General features: G+C 38.6%; 1 pseudogene. It reads left to right on the top strand.

The features are described 5' to 3' along the window. The first annotated feature begins 30 nt into the window (after nucleotides 1–30). Nucleotides 31–1,798: pseudogene (locus tag E5329_RS28950) on the top strand (IS1634 family transposase). The last annotated feature ends 79 nt before the right edge of the window (nucleotides 1,799–1,877 follow it).

Below are 1,877 nucleotides of genomic sequence, written 5' to 3'. Positions count from 1 at the left end.
TAAAATATAAAGAGATTGGAGTTGTTTCTTATGCGTTTAAAGGTTTCCCGTTCAAAAAATGCCGCCTCTCTTTATGTTACTAAAACCATCTATGAGGGAAAAAAGCAGCGTACCATCACCGTGGAAAAAATTAGGAACTGAAAAGGACCTGCGTGAAAAGCTAAATGGCGCTGATCCATATGAATGGGCACGGCAGTATATTGAAAAATTAAATCTGGAAGAAAAAAAACTGCACAGAGAGATTATCCTAAAATTCAAACAGTCTAAACTCATTCCCCTGAATGAGCAACGGCTTTTTAATGGCGGTTATCTTTTTCTCCAACAGTTATACCATTGCCTGGGCCTTCCTAAAATCTGTTCTAATATTTCCAGTAAACACAAATTTACTTATGACTTGGACAGTGTCCTTTCCAGGCTCATTTACGGCAGAATATTGTATCCTTCTTCCAAATTGAATACATTTGAAGAATCCGGCAAGCTCCTTGAACCACCGGATTTTCAGTTGCAGCATGTTTACCGGGCTTTGGATTTCATTTGTGCGGAAGATGGCTATATCCAGTCTGAACTGTATAAAAACAGTAAATCTATCTCCAAACGAAATGACAAAATCTTGTTCTATGACTGCACCAACTTCTTTTTTGAGATTGAACAGGAGGATGGGCTGAAACAATACGGCCCCTCCAAAGAACATCGCCCTAACCCGATTGTAGAAATGGGGCTGTTCATGGATGGAGACGGCATCCCTCTTGCCTTTTCTATCCATCCTGGAAATAAAAGCGAACAACAGACGCTCATTCCATTGGAAGAACAGATCATAAAAGATTTCCAACATGCAAAGTTTATCGTCTGTACCGATGCGGGACTGTCTTCTACGGATAACCGGAAATTTAATAATAAAAAAGGCCGGGCTTTTATCACAACACAATCTATTAAAAAACTGAAAAAGCATTTAAAGGAATGGTGTCTGGATCCAGCCGGCTGGAAGCTGGAAGGTTATGAGCGGGATAAAAATGGAAAACCAACCACATTCAACATCAACCAGTTGGAAGATCCCGAATTGGCCCGGAAATTCTTGAAGTCTACTTTTTATAAAGAACGATGGATAAAAAGCGATGGGTTAGAACAGAAATTAATTGTAACGTTTTCGCTAAAATACAAATTTTATCAGCAACGCATCCGTGAAAGACAGATTGGACGGGCTGAAAAAATGCTGGTAAACAATCTTTCTTCTCTCAAGAAGCATAACCAGAATGATTGTAAACGTTTTATCAAAAAGACAGGCGTAACTGCTGACGGCGAGGCAGCCGAAAAAGAAGTCTATGAACTTGACCAGAGCGTCATAGAAGATGAGGCAAAGTATGACGGCTTTTATGCGGTATGCACAAACCTAGAAGACAAACCGCCTGCAATTGCAAAAATAAATCATAATCGCTGGGAAATTGAGGAATGTTTCCGAATCATGAAAACGGATTTTAAATCAAGACCTGCCTATGTCTATACAGACGCCCGGATCAAAGCCCATTTCATGACCTGCTTTTTGGCCTTAATCATATTTCGATATTTGGAAAAGAAATTAGAATATAAATATACATGTGAAGAAATACTTGATACATTACGGGATATGAATTTTCTCAAAGCTACAGGAGAAGGATATATCCCAACATATACAAGAACAGAATTAACAGATTGTCTACATGAAGCATTCGGCTTTCGGACCGATTATCAGATTGTCAGTGAAAAGCAAATGAAAAAAATTTTTCGAGAGACAAAAATGAAAAAAAGTACGCAAAAAACCTAAGACTCATAAAATGCCAGAACTCCCCTAATTTACAAGGAATTCTGGCATTAATCTTTTCTGCAACTGTCAAAGACAGGAT

The organism is Petralouisia muris (genome assembly GCF_004793545.1).
Classification (GTDB): Bacteria; Bacillota; Clostridia; order Lachnospirales; family Lachnospiraceae; genus Petralouisia; species Petralouisia muris.
Note: the sequence above shows the minus strand (reverse complement) of the source record. Positions and strands in the feature narration are given on the sequence as shown.